A 21,948-nucleotide genomic window follows, 5' to 3' on the forward strand; every position below is an offset into this window, starting at 1 on the left:
TCCGATGCATCGGCTGAGCGTTCAGCGGCGGCATGTACCGTTCGCCTTAACAAAGAGCCGGTCATCGAGTACCTAAAATCAAACGTTACGTTGATCGAAGCGATGGTTGCCGATGGTTACGAAGATGCTCGTACATTGCAACGTCGTGCCGATAAAATGAAAGAGTGGTTAGCCGCTCCGACGTTGATGGAACCGGATGCCGATGCGGAATACGCAGCGATCATCGAAATCGACCTTAACGACGTCAAAGAGCCGATTTTGGCATGTCCGAACGATCCTGATAATGTTAAATTGCTTAGCGACGTTGCGGGAACTGAAATCAACGAAGTATTCCTCGGAAGCTGTATGACCAACATCGGTCACTACCGTGCGGCGGGTGAAGTAATGCGCGGTGAAGGTAAAATCGCAGTTGAGAAATTCTGGATCGTTCCACCGACTCGTATGGATGAGCAACAACTCATCAACGAAGGGTACTACGACGTTTATAAAGCGATTGCGGCTACAACTGAAGTTCCAGGATGTTCACTCTGTATGGGGAACCAAGCGAGCTCACGTGAGGGTTCAACCGTATTCTCCACCTCTACCCGTAACTTCGACAACCGTCTTGGTAAAGGGACCCAAGTGTATCTCGGTTCTGCAGAACTCGCGAGCGTATGTGCTAAACTTGGACGTATTCCAAGCGTATCTGAGTACATGAGCATCGTTCCTGAGAAATTGGCAGGAAAAGCGGATCAAGTATATAAATATCTCAACTTTAACGAGATTTCATCGTACGCACTTCAAGCACGTAATGTTGCTGAAGACAAATATGGCGTGACTATCAAAGCGGTATAATCAATCCCTCTTAAATTCCCCTTTTCAGGGGAATTCTTCAACTATGCTATAATCTCTTTATCTAACTATAAAGCGACACAATGTCCACTTTCGACACCTTAGCATTACGACCACCTCTCAAAGAGGCTCTAAAACGACTTGAATTTACTAAAATGACCTCTATTCAGTCAACTGCGCTCCCTGTTATCTTACAAAAAAAAGATTGTATCGCCCAAGCCGCTACCGGAAGCGGAAAAACATTGGCATTCGGTCTTGGAGTATTGGAGCGTATCAACCAAAAAATGTTCGGTACCCAATCGCTCATCCTCTGCCCTACCCGTGAGCTTGCGGAGCAGGTAGCCAAAGTGATCCGTTCACTCGCCTCTGAAATGGGGAATATCAAAGTCCTCACCCTATGCGGCGGTGTTCCGATGAAAGGACAGATTCATTCACTTAAACATGGAGCCCATATCATCGTCGGCACACCGGGTCGTGTTTTGAAACTCCTCCAAATGGAGACCTTTGACCCCTCTCCTATTCAAAGCGTTGTGCTGGATGAAGCCGACCAAATGATCGATATGGGATTTATCGAAGATATTACAACTATTTTAGGATTCACCCCCCCATCACGACAAAGTCTCCTTTTCTCCGCTACTTTTCCTGAATCGATCCAAGCTATCACTTCTGAGTTTATGAAAGATCCGATAATGGTTCAGGCGGAACATGCTATCAGCAAACCAAAAATCGAAGAGATTGCTTATATTTGCAATGATAAATTACCCGCTATAGCAACCGTACTCCATCTTCATGACATTACCAATACCATCATCTTTTGCAACACCAAAGTGGATGCCAATGCGTTGTGTGATGATCTGAATCGAATCGGTATACATGTTCTTACATTGCACGGCGATATGGAACAATTTGATCGTAACGAAGCGATCATCCAATTTCGTAATCTCAGCGCCCCCATTCTTGTTGCTACCGACGTTGCAGGGCGAGGAATTGATATTGAAGGGCTTGATGCAATTATCAACTATGAAGTCCCTATTCAGAACGAACGCTACACCCACCGTATCGGAAGAACAGGACGTGCGAGAAAAAACGGTATCGCCATCACCCTTGTCAATCACCACCAGTATGAGCGTTTTATAGACTTAAAACGTGATATTACCCCAATTGAGCTACCAATTACTAGAAATGGATTTAACCTAAAAACACAAATGCGTACGATTTGTATCGATGCCGGTAAAAAAGAAAAACTTAGAGCTGGTGATATTGTCGGAGCACTGATTCATGAATGTGGGTTAAACAAAGAAGAGATCGGAAAAATCGATCAACTAGATCATCTAAGCTATGTTGCGGTTCCCCGTGTAAAAGCAGAAGATATTTACCAAAAATTAGTTAACCAACCCATTAAAGGGAAAAAATTCAGGAAATGGTTGCTAGACTAACTATTAGCGTTTATAATATTTAACTAAATTAGTGAGGAAATTTATGGCTAATCAAGAATTAATATTTGGAGAAGAACAATTTATCGTTTCTAAAACAGATTTAAACAGCAAAATTACTTATGGCAATGCTCTTTTTATTGAAATGTCAGGTTACAATGAATTTGAATTATTGGGTGAAGCACATAATATTTTACGCCATCAAGATATGCCATCAGTCGTTTTTAAACTTCTTTGGAGCAGAATTAAGGATGGCAAAGAAATTTTTGCCTACGTTAAAAATAAAACAAAAAATGGTGACTTCTATTGGGTATTTGCTCATGTAACCCCTTCCTTTAATTCCAATAGAGAAATTACTCACTATCATTCTGTACGCCGTAAACCCTCAGATAAAGCACTAAATATAATCAAACCTCTTTATACTAGTTTACTTCAATCTGAACGTAACAGTGGAATCAACGCTTCTGAAGCCTTACTTAATCAAATACTCAAAGATAAAGGACAATCGTATGACGAATTTATCCTCTCTCTCTAAAGTTCAATATGCCAATATTATTTCAATAGTTCTATTCGTTTTTGCCCTTATACTCGAAATCGTTTTGTATGGGTGGAGTTGGATTCGTCTTTTAAATATTGCCAATTTTGCCCTTGCATGGTTCGTATTTATCAATATACGTGAAGCTCAAAAAACAATCCATGAAGTTGCCGCTGTCATAAAACAAGCTGAAGCAGGTCAGCTTGAAAGCCGCATAACAGATATAAAAGATCACGGCGAACTGAACACATTATGTTGGAATACCAATAATATGCTTGATCAATCCGAAGTGTTTATTCGTGAAATACGAGCCAGTGTTGAAGCGGCAAGTCGTGATGAGTTTTATCGTAAAATAAACATTAAGGGGTTGCAAGGGGAGTACAAAGAAGCAAGTGCTTTTATCAATAAAGCGATTGATGCGATGCATATGACATACAAACATATTCAGAAATCAATCCTAAACAGTGCGCTTGGGCAAATCGGTTCTGGCTCAGGTGGTGGAATGGAGGTCATTCAAATTGATCTTCAAAATACAATCCAACGACTCCATACTATAGCTGAAATCAGTCAAACTACGTCCGACAAATCATCGAATAGCGTTAATGAACTTGAAGAAATTGTTACTAAACTCAGCCGTCTAATTGAGTTAGTACAGGTTTCAGCCGATGCAATTAATGCCCTCAATGAAAAAACAGGAGAAATCAGCTCCGTTGTTAATCTCATTAAAGACATTGCCGACCAAACTAACCTTCTTGCACTCAATGCTGCTATCGAAGCGGCCCGTGCAGGTGAACATGGACGAGGATTCGCCGTCGTTGCCGATGAAGTACGTAAACTTGCCGAACGCACCCAAAAAGCAACAGGAGAGATTGGAATCGCCGTTCAAACACTGCAACAAGAGACAACAGAAATCCATTCAAATTCTGAAGATATGAATGATATAGCGCAAGAATCCAGTGAAGCAATCGGTTCATTCCGTCAAACACTATACACATTTAATGAAGGTGCAAAAAAAGCCGCATTACAGACAACTGCAATTGAAAATACAACCTTTATTACACTAGCTAAAATTGATCATATTATCTTCAAATCTAACGCATATAAAAGTATTTCGAATGGCAAAATCGAAACAATTTTTTCTGATCATCACAGCTGTCGCTTAGGTAAATGGTACGATTCAGGAGAGGGGAAAATACGGTTCTCACACCTATCAAGTTTTCCTGCACTCAGCACACCACATGCTAAAGTTCATGATATTGTTTTAGAGAATATGAAATATATCCAACATGAAGATCGCACTATCGATCATAAAGAGACTATTTTAGCTAGCTTTGAAGAGATGGAAAATTATAGTCAAAATCTCTTTTCACTGATGGATTCTATCAATAAAGAGTCTGAAGAAGATTTAATGAAAAAAGTTTAGGCTTTTAATGCCTAAACTTAATGGTTAAAGTAAGTTCCTAAAATCTTTTTACCCACTTCAACACCCGGTTGGTCGTACGTATGTATCTCTAACAATGCTCCACTTATAGAGGTTAAAAGTTCATAATAAAGAATCAATTCTCCAACGGATCCCTCATCGATTTGCTTCCACGCGATCTCATCCACACTCACACCGCTTTGCAAAACACTCTGCATTGTTGCATGACATTGAGCGTTAATCAAATCATTAAAACTTTTACCATTTACAAAATCACTTTTTTCAAGATATTTCAGGGAAAGTTCCGGAATCATCAAATGCTCTTCAGAGTGTTCGATATGCATGAAAGTAACGGTTTTGTTGAGCGGACCTTCCATGATAAGTTGTAAGAAAGAGTGTTGATCCACTGACCCGATGAGCGATATCGGTGTCAAACCAACACGCGCACCCACACGGTTTCGTTTCCCCAACGATTCGCCCCATATCTGAACCACCCATTTTCCAAACTCTTCAAACGTGTCCGAGTAGGCAAATAACACATTCATAGGATATTGTTCACTGTGGGTGACATAGAAAGCCGCTTTTTGAAGCATATGATCTTCTTCACGATTCCAAAACTGCTCTAAAAATGTCTGCGCACCTCGAAGAATAGCCCCCGTATCAAATCCGGCTAAGGTTAAAGGAACCATCCCTACCGCACTTAGAACCGAAAAACGTCCACCGACATTGGCAGGGATCACAAAACGGCGTAAATGATACTCATCGGCAAACTGGGCAAGCGGAGAATTATCATCACTCACAATATAGATTTGATCTGAATTTTCCAACGGTAGCTCAAAGCTAACGATAAGTCGTTTAAAGATAGAGAGGGTCTCAACGGTTCCGCCCGATTTGGATATCACCACAAATAGGGTACGAAATTTATCGATCTGTTTCATCTCACTCATAATGCTGATCGGATCGGAGTTTTCGAGGTAAATGAGTTTTTTAGCATTAGGGGTATTGGGACGGAGCAATCTCTCAATCGCTTTTATCCCCAGCGACGATCCCCCGATACCGATGATAGCAATCGTATTAAACCGACGATCAATCTCATCATGAAGCGTTTCGAGCTCTTTTACAAGCGTCTGAGAAGCGAGGGGGAGATGATAATATCCAACATCACCCGAAGCAGCTTCATAACGAACAGCCTCAAACCCTTTTTCAAGGGTATACGGATCGAGAGTTTTAGTCTCGAAATGGTTCGTATACCGAAGCATTAATGTGTACCGATAAGAACCGTCATATCAACAAGGCGACTGCTGTATCCCCACTCATTGTCATACCAAGCCAATACTTTAACCGTTGTACCGCCAACAACACTCGTCATATCAGGAACATACGTTGAACTGTAAGTTGAGCCGATAAAATCACACGACACCCGTTTATCATTATCGACTTCGAGAAGCCCTTTAAAAGAACCTTCTGCCGCCGTATTAAATGCTGCGTTAATATCCTCTTTGGTCACTGCTTTTTTCAAATTAACCGTCAAATCAACCACAGAAACGTCCGGAGTCGGTACGCGCATCGCATAACCGTTGAGTTTTCCCAGCAATTGAGGCATAACTTTGCCGATTGCCTTTGCCGCACCCGTAGAAGTTGGGATCATATTGAGTGCAGCGGCACGTGCACGGCGAGGGTCTTTGGCGTGTTTAACATCTAAGATATTTTGATCGTTTGTATACGAGTGGATAGTGGTCATGAGACCGTTTTCAATCCCGAATGCATCATCCAAAACTTTACAAATCGGTCCAAGACAGTTGGTTGTACAACTGGCGTTAGAGATAATAGCTTCCCCTTTGTACTCATCAGAATTAACACCGATAACATAGGTCGGCGTATCATCTTTAGCCGGAGCGGAGATTACCACTTTTCGAACACCGTTTTTAAGATGACGCTGACAACTTTCCGTATCGATAAAGACACCGGTACATTCGATAACCACTTCCGCTCCGGCACTACCGAAGTCTACTTTATCGATATCTCTCTCACGAAACATACGGACATTTTTGCCGCCGATAGCAATCGTATTTTCATCAATCACTTTGGCATCAATACCGCGATGGACACTGTCATATTTGAGTAAATATTCTAACATTTCAGGTTTTGAGGTAGTATTTAGAGCTACCAACTCAATATCGCTACGCTCAGCAATAATTTTAGCTACGATAATTCCAATTCTACCGGTTCCGTTAATCGCTACTTTTAGTGCCATGGAAACTCCTGTTCTTAGAGAAAATATATATTATGATTTATTCTAACAGATTATCGTTGAAATGAGGGTAATAAAGAGGAGATTTCTCTCCAAAAAAAAGGGAGAAGAAAATTAATAGCTATAAGTAACGGTTACGGGAATTTGTTTCATTGGTTGATCACTCTCAACAGTGATCTCTTTCCCTTTAAGTTTAGCAACATTTGTATAACCGCCTAGTACTTGACGTGTTTTCACTATCGTGGTCGTTTCACATTTACGGACAGTTTGATACGATGACGTAGCCTGAGTATTGTATTTACTTCCTACATTTTGACCCGCTAATGTTCCCAGTACTGCTCCACCGACCGTTGCAGCTGTTTTACCTTTTCCACCTCCGACTTGATGTCCTAAAACACCACCTAAAGCCCCACCGACAACGGCTCCAACGATATCATTGTTGGTTCCTCCAGAGCTTACTTTTTCTTGTACGTCATAGCACTTTTCGCTTGGAATCTCTTCTTGCACGGTTGAATAATTAGGAATCGATTTAGTGACATTAATATACTCTGTCGTAGAGAATCCTTCTGCTAGGAGTCCCGATCCTGCAAGCAATACGGCTAATGCAAAACGTGATGAATAGTATGTTGACATAATTTGTCCTTTTTGTCTTTTTAATGAACCACATTTTAAAGTAGTATTGTGAATGAATAGTGAATTATTTACTTATTTCCATACAACAGAGCATTAATTTTTTCATACACATCTAATATTTCACTTTTCTTCTCAAAAAAACTATTTTTATTGGCGATAAGATGGGTCGTCGATTCCATAATGGTCTCAACCACTTCCAACCCGTTTTGTTTCATCGTACTGCCTGTTTCAACAACATCGACGATCATATCGGCAAGTCCAACAAGGGGTGCAAGTTCAATAGAGCCGTAAAGTTTGATAATATCGGCGGCAACCGCACGCTCGGCAAAATAGCGTTTCGTGATATTGACCATCTTCGTCGCTACTTTGATCTCGCTCTTCGTAAAGTCCGGTTTCTCTCCCGCTCTCATCCCGATAGCGACACGGCATTTCCCTTTTTGCAAATCAAGGAGACGAATCACGTCCAACCCCTGCTCTTCAAGAGTATCGAGACCAACAACTCCGATGTCCGCCGCTTGGTGATAGACATATGTTGCAACATCCTGATTACGTACCAATAAAAATTTAAAATTTTCAGTTTGCAGGATCAATTTACGATCATCGAATTTAAAACTGCTTCCGAAAATCGTCTCAAAAATTTCCAACGTATCTTCGGCAATTCGCCCTTTTGGGAGTGCAACACTTAGCATTTAACACCTTTTTCTATCAACTTTTTCATCCCTGTGAAGATCAGATCTTCAGCCACCACTGCTTCGCTCAAAAAATGAGAGAGTAATCGTCCATCCCCTCCGGTCAAATAAAGCGGTTTTCCAAGTCTCTCAATCTTTTCGATCAACGGAGCTAAAAAACCGACCGTGATGGCATCGGGAGTATTTTTTGCAATTTTAGCCAAATCTACCTCAAAGTTAAATGACACGTCCAATGCAGGAGATAGTCTCGAATATGCCTCTTGTGCCGTACGAAGCCCCAAGGCAATAAAACCCCCTTGATAGTTTCCGCCATGCATCACATCGACCGTTATCGCACTTCCCGCATCGACGATAACGCCCTCTTCTACCGCTTCACACACCATAATCCGATCAACTCCCATCGTGGGATAGTATTTATCCCAGTCGATGAATACTCGCACGTCATACCAATTCGTACGTTCTCGAATACCCTCATTGATAGAGGCATTGACACTGGCGTAATAAACATCATCTTCAAATGTTGCAGGGTCAAAATTTTCGACGCACAGTTTGGTACGTTTGCCGTTTATAAACAAATCAACCGAGGTATTGCCAATATCACATAAAATCATACTGCCATTATAACTTAAGTACCCCGTTAACCCGTGCAACACTGTCACTTTTATGCAAACTAAGGCGAACTATAGAGTCTTCGAGAGCATTTAAATCATGAACGACATTCGGCTCCAATGCCACCACATCCCCCGCACCGAATATCATTCTCTCATCAGCGATACCGAAATCGATTTCTCCCGATACAATCATCACTGTAATCGGAAATGATGTTTTATGCGCTTTCATCGATTGACCTGATCGAAAAACAATCCGTATCTCTTTGGTAAACTCATTTGTAATAAGCGGTGTAATGACGGGCTGCGTATCTCCGTAAACAATATCTGCCGTAAATGAAGCGTAGGTCATAGGTATTCCTTTTTTTTAATAAGGGATGATAACCTTAACGAGAAAATATCCTCTTGACGAAAATCAAGAATGTGCCATCGGATGATGTTTCAGTACCGTCTCTTGGAGGTTCTGCTTTTGAACATGAGTATAGATTTGTGTCGTGAGGAGCGATGCGTGTCCGAGAAGCTCTTGAACAACGCGCAGATCGGCTCCGCCGAGGATCAGTGCCGTCGCATAGGAGTGTCGAAGTGCATGGGGGGAAACACCGAGATATTTTTGGGTGATTTTGAAGGCGGAGATACGGCTGAGAGGCTCTCCCCGATAGTTGAGCCACAGATGCGGGCGGTTGTGATAGGGAGAGGATTCCTGATAGGCTCTGAGCGCTTTTAGTGCCTCCTGCGCAATAGGGACATAACGCTCTTTTTCCCCTTTACCGTGGCGGATACGGAGCCACTCCCCCTCGATGTCCCCCTCCTGTGCAACCAAACACTCACTGATGCGAGATCCTGAAGCATACAGAAAAAGGATAAGGGCGTAATCGCGCAACCCGATCCAGTCGCTCCGATCGATCAAAGCCAGTGAGGATTGGATCGTCTCAAATGGGAGATATTTCGGAAGATTTTTCGGAATTTTTGAGAGAGAAAATTTAGTAGAAAGCGAATCAAAACGGTTACGATGGCAAAAATCAAGGAACGAGTTAAACGCGGAGAGTTTTCGGTTGAGGGTTCTTTTGTTGGTGATCGATCCGAGTATCTTAAAAACGAGAGTAGAATCGATCTGCGTGAGACTTTTAGCGGCAAGCTGTTCGATGCCGCTCAAGTCATGAGCATACGCCTCGATAGTTCGAGGGCTGAGGGCTTTGATAACGGTGATATACTCGATAAAAGCCTCAAGCTCTTTCGACATTATTTGATATTGATATAGCGGTCGTCGAAGTAGAACCGTCCGTCTCCGAGGAAGATTTTATTGTCGTTGTCCATATCGATATCATAAACGTCATACACCAAAAGATCTTTGGTGAGAGCGATCATATATCCCTCTTGCTCCAATGCGTAGACACGGTCATTTTGAACGCTGATCCCTACGAAATGGGCAAACGGAAATTTCTTTTTCGCTTTATACTGCAATGTAGGACTGAGTGCGATAATTTCACCTTGTTTGGTCGTTAACCAAATCCCCTCCGCCGTGTAAGCGATATTGCGGATTTCGTATTTTTCCCGTGCCTCTTTTTGGGAAAGTGCCAAAACACCCGTACCGGTAGCGGCTAAGAGGTTATTGTCAATAACGTTCAAATAGGTAATATTATTAAAAAATTCATCCGAACTAACAACTACCGAACGAAGTACTTGCTTGGTTTCTGAGTTAACAATCACAATTTTTCCATCAAGTGTTAAGAACAATACGAGCTCTTTTAGAAAATATGGGTTTGCAATACGAGAATCGACCGCTATCGGTGCATTAGCACTCTCTTTAAAAAGGAGCTTTTTACTCTCAAGCGAGTAAAGCGCCATCTCATTGTTAGCAAATAAAACGGCTACGGTATCATCTTGGATACTGACTGCGGCAACCGTACGTTTGAACTCAAACGTCACCTTCGCATCGGTTCCGTCTTCAGGAAAAAGAACCAGATTTCCTTCAGGGCTTTCGGTAATAATCCATGTTTCATTTGCATTGATTAAACGGTAGTTCTCAGGAATTTTGATGTTTTTTTCGCCATCTTTGGTCAACAATCGACCATTGTCTAACAACGAAACGGATTGATTTGTTTGAATAATGGAGCCACTGATATGACCCTCTGTACGCCATTCACCTTTGATATCTTCGGGTTTATAAACCTCTTTATGGGAACATCCGCTAAAAAATAGTGCCGCTGTAGCAATCGATACCGCAATAGTAATTAATTTCATTATTTTACTCCGTAGTGAGCAAGAGCTCCTGAAACTTGGGTAATAGGAGATTCTGCACTGATGAGCGCTAATTTTTCATTGGCTGTCTTAGCATCACCCTTCTCAATAGCATTCACTGCCAATTCAAGCAATGCTAAATCTTTGTAAAGAGCACCTTGTTTTTTAGTATATTGATCCAACGACGCAACATCACCTTTGATCGCCGCCGCTTCATACGATGCGATATCAGCAACACCAAAAGCTTCTGAGTGCTTAAGCCCTTCGAGAATGCTCACATCGTTTTGCGAAATCCCACGGGAAAGTTTCCACACATCGTACAATGCAGGATTGTCATTTTTTAATGTTTGTTCCGCTTTTGCATCGGAAGGATTCGCCAAAAGGAGATTAAATGCCGCATTGGAACTCTCTAATTTTGCATTGGTGTATGCCTGATATCCGATAGCTCCGCCCGCTGCTAATAATGAAGCGACAACGGTCGCGATTAAAGGTTTTTGGTACTTTTTAACAAAACGCTCCGTACGTATCGCGCTTTCAAAAAACTTCTCTTCAGAACTCAGTTCCTCTTTAAGGGCATCCATATTCTCTTTTAGACTCAAAACGGCTCCTGTCTCTCACTGTTCATTAATGCGCTAATAATATCTTACCCTACGTTAAAGTTAAGTAAACCTTTTTTTAGGGTACAATTATTTTTATAAATTTATCACAACTTAGGTTAACCATGCAAATTGATGAAGCACTACTACAACGATTAGAAAAACTTTCATATCTACAAATTCCCCAAGAACATCGTGTAGAGATGATATCGCAACTGAGTGAAATCGTCTCCTTTGTCGATAATCTTTCTGAACTTAATACGGACAGTGTGGAAGCTACATTTGCAATGTCCGATTCTGCTACTCGACTTCGTGAAGACATCGGCAGTGTAAATCGCACCATTAACGATGATATTCTAGCCCATGCTCCTCATGCTCAAGAGCATTTTTTCATTGTTCCTAAAATTATCGAGTAATCCAATGACACACATCTACGGAATAAAAAGTTGCGGGAGCGTCCAAAAAGCACTCAAATTTTTGGATACCCATGCTATCTCATATACGTTCCATGATTTTAAAACTGCCCCTGTTTCTCGTGAAATAATCGAAACATGGGTTAAAACTGCGCCCCTCTCGATCCTTTTAAACACCAAAGGGACAACCTATAAAATATTAGGTATCAAAGCACTTGAACTCGATGATAACGGTAAAATTGAGTGGATGAGTAACCATAATCTTCTCATCAAACGCCCCGTTATCGAATATAAAGACCAGCTTATCGTCGGATTTGATCCATCTTATTACGAAGGGATATTCCTCTCATGAATACAGCATTAGATATTTACAAACTCCTCAAAAGTGTCGTGGCATACAAAGCCTCAGATTTGCATCTGGTAAGTCGTTCTGAACCTCAAATCCGCATTGACGGTCGTCTTGTCGCGCTCAACTTGCCTATACTTGACGGTCATAGTATCGAAGAGATGGCGTATTCGCTCCTTACTGAAAAGCAAAAAAAAGCATTTGAAGAGGCCAATGAACTCGACTTCTCAATCGTCATTCCCGATGTCGGCCGTTTTCGTGCCAACTATTACAAAACGATGGATGATATCGCCTGTGCCTTTCGTATCATCCCTGTTACGATCCCCTCACTCGATGATTTGAACGGAAAAAAAATCTTTAGAGAACTTATCAAACGTGAAAAAGGGCTCATCCTTGTAACGGGACCAACCGGTAGCGGTAAATCAACCACCCTTGCAGCAATGCTCAATGAAATCAATCTCACCGAAGCACGCCATATCATCACCGTAGAAGATCCGGTAGAGTTTGTCCACACCAATAAAAAATCACTTTTCTCTCATCGTAATGTCGGAACCGATACCAAAAGCTTCTCTGCAGCACTTAAATATGCCCTGCGTGAAGACCCTGATGTTATCCTGATCGGGGAGATGCGGGATAAAGAGACCATCACGGCAGCTCTTACAGCGGCGGAAACCGGACACTTGGTGTTCGGAACCCTTCACACCAACTCGGCTCCCCAAACAATCAACCGTATCATCGACGTGTTCGGAGGGGATGAGCAACCTCAAGTTCGTGCTCAGCTCTCAACCTCGCTAATCGCCGTTATCTCCCAAGCGCTACTACCTAAAATCGGCGGTGGGCGTATCGCCGCTCAAGAGGTGATGATTACCAATCCGGCAATTGCCAACCTGATCCGTGAAGATAAAGTGCATCAACTCTATTCCCAAATGCAGTTGAACCAGCAAGGTACCAGTATGACAACTCAAACGCAAGAGATTGTCGAGTTTTTACGTAAAAAACTTATCAATAAAGAGACTGCACTGCAATATTCCAATAAGCCCGATGAACTGATCCGTATTATCGAATCTCTCTAAAATCTCCCCTCAAATCGGGGGAAATCTTAAAATTTATTTCGAAACTCCCCGTTCTTCCCCATCTTTATGAAAGATGCCTCTATTAATAGTTTATAATTACCCATTATGAAACATGAACACTTACTTAAATCTCATCACCTCAAAGCAACGCCTCAGCGTCTTGCCATCATCGCGTTGATGCAACATGCAGGGCATATCAATATTGATGAACTCTATCTAGCCATTCGAAAAAAATTCAGTTCAATATCACTCGCGACGTTGTACAAGAATGTAAATACGATGCTCGAAGTGGCTCTGATACGGGAAGTCAAAATTCCGGGACAAAAAACAAAATACGAGATTGAAAAAGAATCTCATGCGCACATCATGTGTAAATCGTGCGGAGAACTTAAAGATATTGAGTACGATCCCCATTCCATTCTTGAAAAAACGGTGGCAATGAGTCAGTATAGGGCGGAAGATATATCGATTGTGATTTCGGGGATTTGCCCCGAATGTCAGAAGAAGTAATTTTAACGATGCGCTTCTTTAAGCGTATCGGCGATCAAGAATGCTAATTCGAGTGATTGGTCAGCATTAAGACGTGGATCACAATGAGTGTGATAACGACTTTTTAGATTCTCAGAAGTAATCTCAAACGATCCACCCAAGCACTCGGTAACATTTTTACCGGTCATCTCCAAATGAACCCCACCTGCATAGGTTCCCTCTGATTTATGTACTTGGAAAAATTGTTTCATCTCTTTGAGAACTTGCTCCAGCGGACGGGTTTTATAACCGCTGCTTGTGATCGTGTTTCCGTGCATCGGATCACAACTCCACAAAACTTTTTTACCTTCACGCTCAATCGCACGGATTAATGCCGGCATTCCATCACCAACTTTATCCGCACCCATACGAACAATAACGTTTAATCGTCCTGCTTCATTCTCAGGGTTGAGAATATCACACAATCGGATCAAATCCTCAGGGTCCATAGACGGACCAGCTTTGACACCGATAGGGTTTTTAATCCCGCGCATAAACTCAACGTGCGCACCGTCAAGCTGACGGGTACGATCTCCGATCCAGAGCATGTGTGAGGATACATCGTACCACTCTCCCGTCAATGAGTCTTGACGGGTAAATGCCTCCTCATAATTGAGCAACAACGCTTCATGAGAGGTATAAAAATCGGTTTCACGCAACGTACGGTAACTATCGGATGTGATCCCGCATGCCGCCATAAAGCGGAGAGAATCATCAATCTGTCGAGAGAGTTCATCGTATTTTTTGGTCAAATCATTTTGCCCAACAAACCCTAAATTCCACGCATGGACCTGATGCAAGTCAGCTAGTCCACCCGATGCAAACGCACGGAGCAGATTCAGTGTTGCAGCGGATTGATTGTATGCTTGAATCATACGTTGAGGGTCAGGTATACGCGCCGCTTCATTAAACTCAACACCATTGATAATGTCTCCGCGATAGCTGGGTAAACTAACACCCTCGATTGTTTCCATGTCGGATGAGCGAGGTTTGGCAAATTGTCCGCCAAGACGCCCTACTTTAACGACCGGAACAGCTCCGGCAAATGTCATAACGACCGCCATTTGCATCATTACTTTGAAAGTGTCACGAATATTATGGGCATGAAACTCCGAAAAGCTCTCCGCACAATCCCCACCCTGAAGTAAAAACGCTTTCCCCTCACACACATCGGCAAAGTTCTTTTTCAAGGTACGAGCTTCACCTGCAAATACAAGCGGGGGATAATTACGAAGCTGTGATTCAATTTGTTCTAAAACGGCCGTATCGGGATACGTCGGCTGTTGTTTTATCGGTTTTTCTCTCCAGCTTGATCGGCTCCATGTGCTCATATCGTCTCCTGTGTGCTCTTGCACCTAATTGTTAGTGGACGAATTTTATCCATTTATCCTAAAATGGGACTGATTGAGCAGAGCAAAAGTTAGATTTATGTTTGAAAAAGTATAATGGCATTAATTTTAGCAACTCTCATTTGTCCCTTTTTCCATAGATTGAAAAGAGCTTTTGAGGTTTCAATTGAGTAAAGGTTACAGATGGAATACAATCAAACAAACCCATTTTTATTCCATTTTTGCAAAGAACTCTCTATCCATATGGAATCAATAAGTAATCTCCAGCGGACGATTGAGCCGAGTGAATTTGCTGAACTCGTAGCAACAGCTACTCATGAAGTACTAGAGGCCTATGCTTCAGGTGAGATTGACTTACAAGCTTACCGTGATACTGCGGCGGATGAGTATAAAGTGCTTGCGATGAAAAGTATCGACTCGTATGCTATTACGAACGAAAAAATAGGGAAAATTTCCGAAGAACATGCCGATTTGCTCGAAACAAATAATGATTCACTAATTAATTTTGAAAAAATTACCGAAAAATTTAACGACATCCAAACCCATCTCAGCGATGAAGTGATGCGTGCCAATGAAGTGATTCATACCCTTTTGGAGCAGGTTAAAACGTTAGAAGTAAAAACTTCTCTTGATCCATTGACAAAAACCTTTAATCGATACGCGTTGCATGAACATATTCGTACAATATTAGAAAAAGAGACCCTTGGTTTTGAAATTTTTGCCCTTATGATCGATGCCGATAATTTCAAACTTATTAATGACCAATTTGGACATATCGCCGGAGATAAAGTACTTATTTTCTTAGCAAAATTGTTCAAAAAAGCACTTCGTGACGGAGACAGAGTGTATCGCTTCGGAGGAGAAGAGTTTATTATTTTGCTCAACCGAACCGATATTGAGGGGGCTAGACTAGTTGCTGAGCGGCTATTAACCCTCTGCCGAAGTAACAAACCTCTCTTTCAAAATCAACAAATTAGTGTCACCCTCAGCATCGGAATGACTCAACTTAAAGAAGGCGATACCATTGATAGCATTATCGAACGTTCTGATGCTGCCCTTTATAAAGCAAAAAACAACGGTAAAGACCGTTTGGAAATGGAGTTTTAATGGATTTAAATTATTTTGACGTTGCGGTGGGATCAGTAATACTTTTACTCGGTCTTAAAGGTCTGTTGAACGGATTTTCAAAAGAAGTTTTTGGTCTTATTGGAATTGTAGGGGGCGTTTTCGTCGCATCCCATTTGGGTGGTATTATCGGCAAATTTCTCAGTGATGCCCTCTTTCATTTTGAAAGCTCTGCGGCGATCAATCTTGTCGGATTTATTTTTGCACTTGGTATTTTTTGGCTTCTCATGGTTGCACTCGGTTCTGGATTTAAAAAACTAAGCACCTTAAGTGGCTTGGGACCTTTAGATCAAGTTTTGGGTTTTGTTATGGGGAGCAGCAAGTTTTTCTTTATTGTCTCAATCATCGTTTATGCCCTTTTTAGTGTTACGGCGATACGCGAAAATTTTGAAAGTAAATTATCAAACAGTATTTTTTACAAACCAATGTTTGCAACGGGTAATTTTATTTTACATATTGAAACTAGTGATGCGACCTCTCTTTTTAACGATAGAAATTCTACATCTGATAATAGTACAACCAAGGATAAGTAGTTTATGAGCGCGTATACCGAATTCACTGAACGAACCATAGAATACACAAAGCTATTGAGCGACTTCAAACAATTGCTAAAAGCAAACGGTCTTAAATTTACGATTCAGCGTGAAGTGATTTTAGAGATGCTATACAACTCGGATGAGCACCTGACTCCTGAGGGGTTACACCATCTAATACAGCAAAAACACTCTGAACTAAACACAGGGATTGCTACTGTTTATCGAACTCTATCTTTACTCGAAAATTCGGAAATGGTTACCTCTCTCTCTTTTGGAGCGCAAGGTAAAAAATATGAACTCGGGGCCAAAGATCACCACGATCACATTATTTGTACCCAATGTAGCCACATTACTGAGTTTGTCGATGAGCAGATTGAATCACGCCAAAAAGAGATTACAAAAAGCTTAGGATTTGTGATGCAAGAACACTCCATGCAGATTTACGGTATCTGTAAAAATTGTCAAGAAAAAACTAAAAAATAACCATCGAAAAGGAAAACCATTGGCATTTGAAAACCAATATGTACAACAACGCATTGAAAAAGCTGAAGCGCTAAGAGCACTTGGTATCGATCCCTATGCAAATCATTCAGAGCGTAATACTACCATCGAAAAATTTCATAACGTCAACTCCGATTTATTCAAAAAAGAGGATCAACGCGATGAACATCGCCACTATACCGTAGCGGGACGAATTAAACTTTACCGTCTGATGGGAAAAGCGAGTTTCATTAAAATCGAAGATGAGAGCGGCATGCTTCAAATCTACGTTGCCCGAGACAACCTCCCTGAAAATTTTTACAACGACGTCTTTAAAAAACTGATCGAAGTGGGAGATATTATCGAGATAAGCGGGTATCCGTTCGTAACTCAACACGGTGAGCTGTCGCTTCATGCCGATAAACTCACACTCCTTACTAAAGCCATCTCTCCTCTACCTGAAAAATTTCACGGAATTGTCGATAAAGAAATGCGCTATCGCCAACGCTATCTCGACCTTATTATGAATTCCGAAGTGCGTAAAACCTTTCATATCCGATCACGTGTCATTAGCCTTACCCGACGCTTTTTTGAAGACAAAGGGTTTTTAGAGGTTGAAACACCAATGATGCACCCTATCGCGGGTGGAGCGAATGCCAAGCCATTCGTCACCCATCACAATGCCCTCGGAATCGACCGCTTTTTACGTATCGCTCCTGAGCTCTACCTCAAACGTCTTATCGTCGGTGGATTTGAAGCCGTATTTGAGATTAACCGCAACTTCCGTAATGAGGGGATGGATGCAACCCATAATCCTGAGTTCACCTCTATCGAATTTTATTGGGCATACAAAACGTATAAAGATCTCATTGAGATCACTAAAGAGTATTTCGAATATCTATTCGATCATCTTGACCTCCCAAAACGTCTTCCTTATGGTGAATTGGAAGTTGATTTTGATCAATTTAGTGAGATTGAACTCATTAAAAGTCTCAGTGTTATCGGTGGAGTGCCTGAAGCAATCGTTAACGACAAAGAGGCAATTTTGGCATTTTTAAAATCCAAAAATCTTGAAGCCAAAGCGACAATGAACCTTGGACAGCTTCAAGGTGAATTGTTTGATGAGTTTGTCGAAGAAAAACTCATCAATCCAACCTTTATCACCCACTATCCGGTTGAAATATCGCCGTTAGCGCGTCGTAATGACGAACGTCCCGAATTGACAGACCGATTCGAATTATTTATCGCTGGACGCGAAATAGCAAATGCCTTCAGTGAGCTTAACGATCCCGTCGATCAACTGGAGCGTTTTGAAGGTCAAATGGCAGCGAAAGATTCAGGCGACGATGAAGCCCATGAAATGGATGAGGACTTCGTTACTGCTCTCAGCTACGGAATGGCACCAACTGCAGGTCAAGGGATCGGGATCGATCGCCTCGTCATGATGCTCACAAACCAACACTCAATCCGGGATGTACTACTATTCCCGGCAATGAAACCTATACACCAAAACCACAATGGAGAAGAAGAATGAGTTTCCTCAAAGAATTCGATAACGAAATTTACACCCTATGTGAGCAAGAGCTCGAACGTCAAAGCGACCATTTAGAGATGATCGCTTCGGAGAACTTTACTCTACCTGCAGTAATGGAAGCAATGGGGTCCGTATTTACTAATAAATACGCCGAAGGATATCCGGCTAAACGTTATTATGGCGGATGTGAATACGCTGACGGTGTTGAACAACTGGCTATTGATCGCGCATGTGAATTGTTTGGATGTAAATTTGCCAATGTTCAACCCCATTCAGGCTCATCGGCAAACGGTGCAGTATATGCTGCCCTCCTCCAAGCAGGCGATAAACTCCTCGGTATGGATCTTAGCCACGGCGGTCACTTGACTCACGGTTCAAAAGTAAGCTTTTCGGGTAAAAACTATCACAGTTTTTCGTATGGGGTAGAGCTTAACGGTCGTATCAACTATGAGCGCGTCATGGATATCGCTAAAATCGTTCAACCGAAAATCATCGTCTGTGGTGCTTCAGCCTATGCACGTGAAATCGATTTCAAAAAATTCCGTGAAATCGCCGATGCTGTCGGAGCATTATTATTCGCTGACATCGCGCACATCGCCGGTCTCGTGTGTGCGGGTGAGCACCCAAGCCCGTTCCCATATGCGGATATCGTAACCACAACGACGCATAAAACCCTCGCGGGACCACGCGGCGGTATGATTATGACCAATGATGAAGAGATTGCAAAAAAAATCAACTCGGCAATCTTCCCTGCTCTTCAAGGGGGACCATTGGTACACGTTATCGCGGCAAAAGCGGTTGGCTTCAAGTTTAACCTCTCTCCTGAGTGGAAAGTGTACGCCAAGCAAGTAAAAGCCAATGCGGCAGTTCTTGCGGATGTATTAATGAAACGCGGCTATGATATTGTCAGTGGTGGAACCGATAATCACCTTATTCTCGTTTCTTTCTTGAATAAATCGTTCAGCGGAAAAGAGGCTGATGCGGCATTGGGTCGCGCTGGAATCACAGTCAATAAAAACACCGTTCCGGGTGAAACTCGTTCTCCGTTCGTAACAAGCGGTGTCCGTATTGGAAGTCCTGCCCTCACCTCACGCGGTATGAAAGAAAAAGAGTTCGAACTCATTGCGAACCGTATCGCCGATGTTTTGGATGATATTGAAAATGAGGGAAAACAAGCCGCAATCAAAGAAGAACTCAAAGCCTTAGCTAAAAATTTCGTCATTTACAACCAGTCAACATATTAATTAAAGGTATCGCCTATGACATCGATGGATATTAAGCTTATAAAAATGATTTCAGACCATTACTGGCTGAAACATGATAACGTTGTCGATAAAATCGATTTCAAAGGGCGTACTTTTTTTAATAAATATGAAAAAATTGATAAATCACTAACTCAAGCAATCATCGACCAGCATCTCAAAAAACAGATCACCGTTGCGCACTCTCTTATGAATAAATTTGATAAAGTGGAAAATATCGTCATCGATTACAACGGAACTGATCCTCAACGTTTTTATCATAAGGCACAATTATTGCTTAGAGAAGAGGGATTCATAAATTTCACCGCATTTGAGACCAAAACACCGGGTCATTTGCATGTTTATATTCATAAAGGGCATACCACGTTTCAAGAAGCGATACAATTGGGTAAAATGCTTTCGATGAAATTGGCAGCAAAGCAACCGAAACAGTGGAGAATGTTTCCGACGGATGAGTTACCACCGGAATATAACATTCTCAATCTTCCCTACGAAGTGTACGCTAAAGAGCGTGGTGCCTCGTGGTCGAAGCATATGTAACACTCGATAAAACTATCACTACGCAAAAGGAACGGTACTTTAGATGGAAGAAAAAAATGAACTTAATGACATCATTCTAAGCAAAAGCGGATCTAATTCCAACAGTAAAAAATTATTGTTGGCTATTGCAGCTCTCACACTTATCTTAATCATTGTTTTAGTGATTATGAATTCACTTAAAACGCAGAGCGAAGAAAAACCGCCTGTTGCAGTAGTTCCACCAGCTCCTTCATCACCAACGGAAATCGTTAATGATCCACTTTTTGAACCAGTTGAAGTGATCCAAGAGGGTGAAGGAAATGCTAGCAATACTGCATCAATGCCAAGTGCTCAGCAAGATTTAGGACAAATTGCTCAAAAAATCAAACAAGAATCAATGCAAAACACTCCTGTTCAGGAAAATGTTGTTCAAACTGCACCAACACCTGTTATTAAGCAAAGTGCTCCTGTAAAACCAACTCCTGTGGCGGTAGCTGTACCTGCTAAAATCACCGCAAAACCTGTTGTACAAAATACACCAAAAGTTGAAAAAGAAGTCGTTAACACCCCTACAATCAAAACAACCAAGCCAGCAACAGCTGAAGCTAAAAAAGTTGCCACAACACCTAAAGCCACTGAAGCCGCTCAAAAACCAACAGAAAAAACGGTAGCAGATACCACGACGAGAGCTTCGACTAGCGATACGACACCTAAAACAGCTCCAAAAGCTGTCGATACAAGCGGAACGTATTACATCCAAGTGGGTTCATTTACCAAAGAACCGAGTAAAGCTCTCTTTGATCGTCTCAATGCCAGTGGGCTCAAATACACCACTGTTCCAAGCGGAGCCGCAACCAAAGTGATGGTAGGACCGTTCCAAGGTGAAAAAGCGGCACGAGATGTTATAGGAAATGTAAAACGTAACATCGAATCCGGCGCCTACATAACAAAGGGGTAACGTGATCACCTCACGCCATTTTTCTCTCGATCAATTTGCCCCTATAGCCGTCTACGAAAAGGCAAAAAGCCTTTTCCCTCAGGAAGTTACTTTTTTATTCGAAAGTGCCGGAAACAGTGACGGCAATTACACCATCATCGTTATCGGTGCACGTGAACGTCTCATCTACAAGAATAAAATCACAACCTATCTTAATGCAGCAGGTCAGAGTGAAACACTTAGTGTTTCACCATTTGCCTTTTTAAAAGAGTATTACGCAGCACTCGATCAAAAAGCGTATCGAGATAAAGCACGTGAACTAAATGTCGGATACATCGACGGATTTATAGGGTATATCGGATACGATATGGTTCAAGTGTTTGAGCCTACCCTAGATGATTCTATGAGCCATCTTATCGATCAAACGAACATCCCCGATATGGATTTGATCCTCCCTAAGCTCACCCTCGTCGTCTCCCATAAAAATGCAACTATTACAATGCTTAGCTCTGTTGATTCGATGATCGGTCGTTTCGAAGAGATTGAGAGTGTTCTAAAGTCTCCCTATACCTATACGCCGCTCAAACCGATTGAAGCCGATAAAGGGGGAGA

The 21,948-nt window shown here is 41.9% G+C and carries 25 protein-coding genes and 1 pseudogene; 16 read left to right on the forward strand and 10 right to left on the reverse strand.

Translation table 11 applies throughout. The features are described from left to right. The 4 genes from JZU62_RS07330 to JZU62_RS07345 all read left to right on the forward strand — a co-directional run. On the forward strand, window positions 1–834 hold an 834-nt coding region (locus JZU62_RS07330; protein WP_295013365.1), incomplete at its 5' end, for an aconitase family protein. Between the two features lie 80 nt (window positions 835–914). Then, window positions 915–2,267 carry an ATP-dependent RNA helicase DbpA gene (gene dbpA / locus JZU62_RS07335; protein WP_295013367.1) on the forward strand — a complete coding sequence of 451 codons (1,353 nt, stop codon included), beginning with the start codon at window positions 915–917 and terminating at the stop codon, window positions 2,265–2,267. Window positions 2,268–2,310: 43 nt separating this feature from the next. Beyond that, window positions 2,311–2,799: a PAS domain-containing protein gene (locus tag JZU62_RS07340; protein WP_295013369.1), complete on the forward strand. Its 489-nt coding sequence runs from the start codon at window positions 2,311–2,313 to the stop codon at window positions 2,797–2,799. After that, entirely contained in the window at window positions 2,774–4,222 is a 1,449-nt protein-coding gene (locus tag JZU62_RS07345) for a methyl-accepting chemotaxis protein (protein WP_295013371.1), read from the forward strand. Before JZU62_RS07340 ends, JZU62_RS07345 begins: the two co-directional genes overlap by 26 nt. A gap of 17 nt (window positions 4,223–4,239) precedes the next feature. Here JZU62_RS07345 and JZU62_RS07350 read toward each other — a convergent pair whose 3' ends face one another. From JZU62_RS07350 to JZU62_RS07390, 9 genes are all read right to left on the reverse strand, one after another. Then, window positions 4,240–5,478: a glucose-6-phosphate isomerase gene (locus JZU62_RS07350; protein ID WP_295013373.1), complete on the reverse strand. Its 1,239-nt coding sequence runs from the start codon at window positions 5,476–5,478 to the stop codon at window positions 4,240–4,242. Further along, window positions 5,478–6,473 carry a type I glyceraldehyde-3-phosphate dehydrogenase gene (gene gap, locus JZU62_RS07355; RefSeq protein ID WP_295013375.1) on the reverse strand — a complete coding sequence of 332 codons (996 nt, stop codon included), beginning with the start codon at window positions 6,471–6,473 and terminating at the stop codon, window positions 5,478–5,480. Before gap ends, JZU62_RS07350 begins: the two co-directional genes overlap by 1 nt. A gap of 111 nt (window positions 6,474–6,584) precedes the next feature. Beyond that, window positions 6,585–7,103, reverse strand: a complete 519-nt coding sequence (locus JZU62_RS07360; protein WP_295013377.1) for a glycine zipper 2TM domain-containing protein — start codon at window positions 7,101–7,103, stop codon at window positions 6,585–6,587. A gap of 68 nt (window positions 7,104–7,171) precedes the next feature. Beyond that, window positions 7,172–7,792, reverse strand: a complete 621-nt coding sequence (gene hisG, locus JZU62_RS07365; RefSeq protein WP_295013379.1) for an ATP phosphoribosyltransferase — start codon at window positions 7,790–7,792, stop codon at window positions 7,172–7,174. Next, window positions 7,786–8,403: a type III pantothenate kinase gene (locus JZU62_RS07370; RefSeq protein ID WP_295013381.1), complete on the reverse strand. Its 618-nt coding sequence runs from the start codon at window positions 8,401–8,403 to the stop codon at window positions 7,786–7,788. Before JZU62_RS07370 ends, hisG begins: the two co-directional genes overlap by 7 nt. 7 nt (window positions 8,404–8,410) lie before the next feature. Continuing rightward, window positions 8,411–8,752 (reverse strand): cupin domain-containing protein, encoded by a 342-nt coding sequence (locus tag JZU62_RS07375; protein WP_295013383.1) that lies wholly within the window; start codon window positions 8,750–8,752, stop codon window positions 8,411–8,413. 63 nt (window positions 8,753–8,815) lie between these two features. Continuing rightward, window positions 8,816–9,640: a tyrosine-type recombinase/integrase gene (locus JZU62_RS07380; RefSeq protein ID WP_295013385.1), complete on the reverse strand. Its 825-nt coding sequence runs from the start codon at window positions 9,638–9,640 to the stop codon at window positions 8,816–8,818. Further along, window positions 9,640–10,641 (reverse strand): hypothetical protein, encoded by a 1,002-nt coding sequence (locus JZU62_RS07385; RefSeq protein WP_295013387.1) that lies wholly within the window; start codon window positions 10,639–10,641, stop codon window positions 9,640–9,642. Before JZU62_RS07385 ends, JZU62_RS07380 begins: the two co-directional genes overlap by 1 nt. Next, window positions 10,641–11,237: a hypothetical protein gene (locus JZU62_RS07390; RefSeq protein ID WP_295013389.1), complete on the reverse strand. Its 597-nt coding sequence runs from the start codon at window positions 11,235–11,237 to the stop codon at window positions 10,641–10,643. The genes JZU62_RS07385 and JZU62_RS07390 overlap by 1 nt, the downstream gene beginning before the upstream one ends. 122 nt (window positions 11,238–11,359) lie before the next feature. Here JZU62_RS07390 and gatC point away from each other — a divergent pair, with 122 nt between their 5' ends. The 4 genes from gatC to JZU62_RS07410 all read left to right on the forward strand — a co-directional run bounded on the left by gatC (window position 11,360) and on the right by JZU62_RS07410 (window position 13,576). Further along, window positions 11,360–11,650, forward strand: a complete 291-nt coding sequence (gatC, locus tag JZU62_RS07395; RefSeq protein ID WP_295013391.1) for an Asp-tRNA(Asn)/Glu-tRNA(Gln) amidotransferase subunit GatC — start codon at window positions 11,360–11,362, stop codon at window positions 11,648–11,650. Between the two features lie 4 nt (window positions 11,651–11,654). Continuing rightward, complete coding sequence (locus tag JZU62_RS07400; protein ID WP_295013392.1) at window positions 11,655–11,999, forward strand: arsenate reductase family protein; 345 nt, start codon at window positions 11,655–11,657, stop codon at window positions 11,997–11,999. Further along, window positions 11,996–13,066 (forward strand): type IV pilus twitching motility protein PilT, encoded by a 1,071-nt coding sequence (locus tag JZU62_RS07405; protein ID WP_295013393.1) that lies wholly within the window; start codon window positions 11,996–11,998, stop codon window positions 13,064–13,066. The genes JZU62_RS07400 and JZU62_RS07405 overlap by 4 nt, the downstream gene beginning before the upstream one ends. 105 nt (window positions 13,067–13,171) lie before the next feature. After that, entirely contained in the window at window positions 13,172–13,576 is a 405-nt protein-coding gene (locus JZU62_RS07410; RefSeq protein ID WP_295013395.1) for a Fur family transcriptional regulator, read from the forward strand. A gap of 2 nt (window positions 13,577–13,578) precedes the next feature. Here JZU62_RS07410 and JZU62_RS07415 read toward each other — a convergent pair whose 3' ends face one another. After that, window positions 13,579–14,925 (reverse strand): class II 3-deoxy-7-phosphoheptulonate synthase, encoded by a 1,347-nt coding sequence (locus tag JZU62_RS07415; protein ID WP_295013397.1) that lies wholly within the window; start codon window positions 14,923–14,925, stop codon window positions 13,579–13,581. Between the two features lie 201 nt (window positions 14,926–15,126). Between JZU62_RS07415 and JZU62_RS07420 the strand changes: the two genes are divergently transcribed. The 8 genes and pseudogenes from JZU62_RS07420 to JZU62_RS07455 form a co-directional block, all read left to right on the forward strand. Continuing rightward, on the forward strand, window positions 15,127–16,050 hold the full coding sequence (locus JZU62_RS07420; protein ID WP_295013399.1) for a GGDEF domain-containing protein: 924 nt from the start codon (window positions 15,127–15,129) through the stop codon (window positions 16,048–16,050). Then, the gene (locus JZU62_RS07425; RefSeq protein WP_295013401.1) at window positions 16,050–16,601 is read left to right on the forward strand and encodes a CvpA family protein; all 552 of its coding nucleotides are present in this window, start codon (window positions 16,050–16,052) and stop codon (window positions 16,599–16,601) included. Before JZU62_RS07420 ends, JZU62_RS07425 begins: the two co-directional genes overlap by 1 nt. 3 nt (window positions 16,602–16,604) lie before the next feature. After that, window positions 16,605–17,087, forward strand: coding sequence for a Fur family transcriptional regulator (locus tag JZU62_RS07430; protein WP_295013403.1), 483 nt, complete (start codon window positions 16,605–16,607; stop codon window positions 17,085–17,087). 19 nt (window positions 17,088–17,106) lie between these two features. Next, window positions 17,107–18,618, forward strand: a complete 1,512-nt coding sequence (gene lysS / locus JZU62_RS07435) for a lysine--tRNA ligase (protein WP_295013406.1) — start codon at window positions 17,107–17,109, stop codon at window positions 18,616–18,618. Next, on the forward strand, window positions 18,615–19,862 hold the full coding sequence (locus JZU62_RS07440; RefSeq protein ID WP_295013408.1) for a serine hydroxymethyltransferase: 1,248 nt from the start codon (window positions 18,615–18,617) through the stop codon (window positions 19,860–19,862). The genes lysS and JZU62_RS07440 overlap by 4 nt, the downstream gene beginning before the upstream one ends. A 15-nt stretch (window positions 19,863–19,877) precedes the next feature. Further along, window positions 19,878–20,420 carry a DUF1882 domain-containing protein gene (locus tag JZU62_RS07445; protein ID WP_295013410.1) on the forward strand — a complete coding sequence of 181 codons (543 nt, stop codon included), beginning with the start codon at window positions 19,878–19,880 and terminating at the stop codon, window positions 20,418–20,420. Window positions 20,421–20,463: 43 nt separating this feature from the next. Next, on the forward strand, window positions 20,464–21,357 hold the full coding sequence (locus JZU62_RS07450; protein WP_295013411.1) for an SPOR domain-containing protein: 894 nt from the start codon (window positions 20,464–20,466) through the stop codon (window positions 21,355–21,357). A 1-nt stretch (window position 21,358) separates the two neighbouring features. After that, window positions 21,359–21,948 (forward strand): annotated as a pseudogene (locus JZU62_RS07455) (anthranilate synthase component I family protein); the annotation flags it as partial.

Source organism: Sulfuricurvum sp. (assembly GCF_019163035.1).
Lineage (GTDB): Bacteria > Campylobacterota > Campylobacteria > Campylobacterales > Sulfurimonadaceae > Sulfuricurvum.

Bases quoted from the DNA above. Each gene is read 5' to 3' on its own strand.
- hisG (WP_295013379.1), bottom strand. From the start codon at position 7,792: ATGCTAAGTGTTGCACTCCCAAAAGGGCGAATTGCCGAAGATACGTTG.
- JZU62_RS07400 (WP_295013392.1), top strand. From the start codon at position 11,655: ATGACACACATCTACGGAATAAAAAGTTGCGGGAGCGTCCAAAAAGCA.
- JZU62_RS07405 (WP_295013393.1), top strand. From the start codon at position 11,996: ATGAATACAGCATTAGATATTTACAAACTCCTCAAAAGTGTCGTGGCA.
- JZU62_RS07425 (WP_295013401.1), top strand. From the start codon at position 16,050: ATGGATTTAAATTATTTTGACGTTGCGGTGGGATCAGTAATACTTTTA.
- JZU62_RS07370 (WP_295013381.1), bottom strand. From the start codon at position 8,403: ATGATTTTATGTGATATTGGCAATACCTCGGTTGATTTGTTTATAAAC.
- gatC (WP_295013391.1), top strand. From the start codon at position 11,360: ATGCAAATTGATGAAGCACTACTACAACGATTAGAAAAACTTTCATAT.
- gap (WP_295013375.1), bottom strand. From the start codon at position 6,473: ATGGCACTAAAAGTAGCGATTAACGGAACCGGTAGAATTGGAATTATC.
- JZU62_RS07340 (WP_295013369.1), top strand. From the start codon at position 2,311: ATGGCTAATCAAGAATTAATATTTGGAGAAGAACAATTTATCGTTTCT.
- JZU62_RS07410 (WP_295013395.1), top strand. From the start codon at position 13,172: ATGAAACATGAACACTTACTTAAATCTCATCACCTCAAAGCAACGCCT.
- JZU62_RS07360 (WP_295013377.1), bottom strand. From the start codon at position 7,103: ATGTCAACATACTATTCATCACGTTTTGCATTAGCCGTATTGCTTGCA.
- JZU62_RS07380 (WP_295013385.1), bottom strand. From the start codon at position 9,640: ATGTCGAAAGAGCTTGAGGCTTTTATCGAGTATATCACCGTTATCAAA.
- JZU62_RS07385 (WP_295013387.1), bottom strand. From the start codon at position 10,641: ATGAAATTAATTACTATTGCGGTATCGATTGCTACAGCGGCACTATTT.
- JZU62_RS07430 (WP_295013403.1), top strand. From the start codon at position 16,605: ATGAGCGCGTATACCGAATTCACTGAACGAACCATAGAATACACAAAG.
- dbpA (WP_295013367.1), top strand. From the start codon at position 915: ATGTCCACTTTCGACACCTTAGCATTACGACCACCTCTCAAAGAGGCT.
- JZU62_RS07440 (WP_295013408.1), top strand. From the start codon at position 18,615: ATGAGTTTCCTCAAAGAATTCGATAACGAAATTTACACCCTATGTGAG.
- JZU62_RS07350 (WP_295013373.1), bottom strand. From the start codon at position 5,478: ATGCTTCGGTATACGAACCATTTCGAGACTAAAACTCTCGATCCGTAT.
- JZU62_RS07345 (WP_295013371.1), top strand. From the start codon at position 2,774: ATGACGAATTTATCCTCTCTCTCTAAAGTTCAATATGCCAATATTATT.
- JZU62_RS07375 (WP_295013383.1), bottom strand. From the start codon at position 8,752: ATGACCTACGCTTCATTTACGGCAGATATTGTTTACGGAGATACGCAG.
- JZU62_RS07415 (WP_295013397.1), bottom strand. From the start codon at position 14,925: ATGAGCACATGGAGCCGATCAAGCTGGAGAGAAAAACCGATAAAACAA.
- JZU62_RS07445 (WP_295013410.1), top strand. From the start codon at position 19,878: ATGACATCGATGGATATTAAGCTTATAAAAATGATTTCAGACCATTAC.
- JZU62_RS07450 (WP_295013411.1), top strand. From the start codon at position 20,464: ATGGAAGAAAAAAATGAACTTAATGACATCATTCTAAGCAAAAGCGGA.
- JZU62_RS07420 (WP_295013399.1), top strand. From the start codon at position 15,127: ATGGAATACAATCAAACAAACCCATTTTTATTCCATTTTTGCAAAGAA.